Origin of the sequence: Bartonella sp. AP65SXKL, assembly GCF_042195725.1 — a bacterium.
In the GTDB taxonomy this organism is placed as follows: Bacteria; Pseudomonadota; Alphaproteobacteria; order Rhizobiales; family Rhizobiaceae; genus Bartonella.
On the sequence record NZ_JBHIOW010000039.1, the window covers coordinates 1 to 3,503 of the forward strand.

At 38.3% G+C, this 3,503-nt stretch carries 1 protein-coding gene; it reads right to left on the reverse strand.

Going from position 1 to position 3,503, the window contains the following annotated elements; genetic code table 11:
- On the reverse strand, positions 1–2,844 hold a 2,844-nt coding region (locus ACFIMP_RS09360; RefSeq protein ID WP_375686310.1), incomplete at its 3' end, for an autotransporter outer membrane beta-barrel domain-containing protein.
- Positions 2,845–3,503 lie beyond the last annotated feature (659 nt).

The window sequence follows — 3,503 nt, forward strand, 5'->3', positions numbered from 1 at the left end:
TCCGCGTTCAGAAGATAAGGTTCCTGTGTTTCCGTAAGTATAGAGGAAGAAACCGGTTTGTTTTTCTTCTTCTTTTCTTAAGACAGATGTTCTGATATTGGCTAAAAGTGCATTTTGTTTAGCCATATCCGTTAATCCACTATAGAAGAGAGCATTTGGCATGACCAAATAGCTTGCTGTTTGTGGTACAGGGGCAACGGTAGGGATATTTGTTTCAGGATCAGGATTTGAACCAGAATTGGAGTCAAGCAGTTCGGGTTGCAAACGGAAATCCCAGAAGTTTTCATTCTTTTCATCAAAGAGGTTTTGCGCAATATCGGCTTTTCCTTGGCTTGAGTCTGGTCCATAGGCACGTAGTGTATACATATCCGGTAAGCCACCTCTTGTGGTATAGCCATTTACCAGTTTGAAAGAGTTTTCTTCTGCTTTTCCAGAAACTTGAATAAGTGAAAGACCACGGACATTGGCAGCAGCAGAGGTATTTGCTTCGATATTGTTCTCTTCTAAGTGCCCCGTGACATAAACTGATGTGTTGCCAGAAACATCCCCATGGATTAAAAGCCTATCGGTTTTTTGGTCATTTATTGCAGCACCATCACTCCAAGCCGTGTTGAAGTAAATCTTTGCATCACCCGTTGCATTGTAGACTTCTTGCGTGTCTGGTTTACCAGAACCTATATGCAATGTTTGGTAATGATCTTCGGTTGGTCCATTAAAGATAATGGAGCTGTTATCGAGATTAAGCGTGGAAATATCAGAACGAGATCTTTGAGCGATATCAAGGAGATTGCCATCATCATCTTTTTCATTTTTGCTGATTTTCAACGTCCATTTTGTATTGTTTTTCAGATCAAAGTGCACATTTCTGTCTTTAGCAATATTTGCTCTGCCCTCTAAAATAGACTGATCTGCGCTTAATGTGAAGGTGCCGTTGGAGATCGTTTTAACCTCTTTACCATCCCACAAATCTTTATCTTTCCATGATGTTTTGTCCCAAAAAATACCATCTCCTAATAATACGTCAGCATGGACTTCTGATTTTTTAAGATTGACTGTGCCGATTGATGGAGCAGCAGCATCTTCGATGCTTTTTTCAACAACAGTTCTAACGAAAATTCCTGTACCATTTTCAGCATGAAGCTCTGCATTAGTCAGATTGATCTCATTACTATGATATTTTTGCGGATCATGAGAGCTATTCGGATTATTATCAAAGAAAGTTGCGAATTGTAAACTGGCAACTTCTGCTGTGGCAGAAACATCTGTCAGATCAATATGTCCGCCATTTATTACAACCAGTGCAGCCATTTTTGCTTCTATTGTATTTTTCTTCCCATTCTGAGGAGTGTCGGATTGGGTATCTAGACCTTTAGAATTAGTATCAATAGCGCCATTAATCATCTTAATTGTGCCATCTTCACCAATAGCGAGACCAACATCAACATTTTGAATGGTTGTTTTGCCATTTAATTCAACTATACTATCTGCCTCCCAAGTGTTTACACCAACGGTTGCTGCTTCGGACTCACCACCGATTATTGTTAAATCTCCGCTAATGATTTTACTTCCATCCTCTGCATAAAGACCTTCATCAAAATTTTGAATGGTTGTTTTGCCAGTTAACTGAATTTCACTCCCAGAGCCCGATGTCCATACACCAGATCGTGCTTCATTGGGGTTGTCATTAATTGCTTTACCACCGACTATTGTTAAATCTCCGCTAACGATTTTGCCACCATTAAAGGCTCCAAGACCGTACGAAACTTTTTCAAAGGTTGTATGCCCCTTTAATTGAATTTCACTATTGGGATCAATGGCTATTATACCAGAAGTGCCGTATTCTTGGTTTTCATAAGCAGTTATTGTTAAATCTTCGCTGGTGATTTTACCACCTTTTTCTGCTCTCAGTCCGTCTCTAACTTTTTCAATGCTTGTTTTGCCTTTTAATTCAATTATGCTTCCAAAGCCATGGGCATTTGCACCGTTTCCGAAGTTATCGGTTGTTAGAGTAACATCCGTAATTTCAATACGTCCACCATTTTCTGTAAATAATGCGTCTTCATGTCCATTCAAATTTCCTCCTATGACAGTCCCTCCTTTCATTGTGACCTTGGATTCTATACCATCTGCATGGAGTGCATTACCCTTAGATGATGCGACTGTAACATTGTTGTTTAAAGTAATGATGCTGCCGTTTCCAGCATATACCCCATCAGTTTCCCCATCGAGTGATCCTCCAGAGATTGTTATTGTCGAGTGATCATCTGCAAATATGCCTTTTAGTGCTTGAGTAACGGTTACATTGTTCAAGGTTACTGTGCTGTTTTTAGCACTTATTCCTAAGGATAGTGAACTGTTATCGTTTTCACTCGATATTACCACGTCTTCCAGCTTGTTTTTTTTACTCTTACTGTCAGAAAAGGAAGCACCAGTGCTAGATAAAATGCCAGATGAGGAGGCCTCCATTCCAGAATATGTAATTGTTCCCTTAGTCATTTGAAGTGTAGCACCGTCTTTGGCTTCAAGGCCTAAGAAAATACCAGAACCAGTGCCTTTAATGGTTGTGCCATCCAGTAACTCAATCGCACTGTTAGCACCTTCTGCTGTTACAGCATAGACGGTTTGGTTTGTGCCTTGGTTTATATCTTTATTCGTAACAATGGTTAAATGTTTTCCAATGATTTTGCCACCGTCTTTTGCGTGAATAGTTTCGTAGGTTTTATCGGATACTTCTTGTTGTTTTCCCTCAGAAACTACGAGGGTTTCAGCATGTGCACTGAACTGGATGTTGAACAGGATAATAGCGGCTGCAGCCGTACATGATAAAAGGGATGTTTTATACACTAGTATTCTCCTTATGAGAGCCCCAAAATATTCATTTCCCCGCGAACTTCATAAGAAGAAGTGAAAATGGATAGTTGTTATTACTTTCAGTAATTGTTTTTATTTGGTAAGACATTTTTGGTTTTTTGTCAAAATTAAAAAATAATTGATATTAATTATGTATAATACAAAATGTATTTATAATGGATTTTATTTAAAGAATTATAATTTTGAATATTATTATTCAGAGAAATATTGTGAGATACTGATATAGTGGTACCATAACATCTTTTACATGATGGTAGGGATTATTATATGACGCAAATTGGGGTTATGAGGGAACAAAAAAGGATGTAGAAGAAGCTAGTAAAAAAGCTAACTTACTTGGGCTTAAAGTGGGCTTTCATCTTTCAACACAGTGGTATTAATTTATTTCTAATAGACTTCTCTTTTTTTCAAAGTAGGAAGTACTCTTCATCCACTGGGGATGGAAGTGCTCTGTTGCGTTTGTTGTGTCTTGTCTTGGAGATTTTCGTAAAGAACTAAGTATAAAGAGGGGAGGGTGCTTTAAAAGGAAAAAGGATGACTTTAATGTACAAAAGGGGCAGCATACTGTGCTGCCCTTTTTGTTAAATTGAATAGAATGAATAGGCTATTTTTACAGCCTTGATTTAAAACTG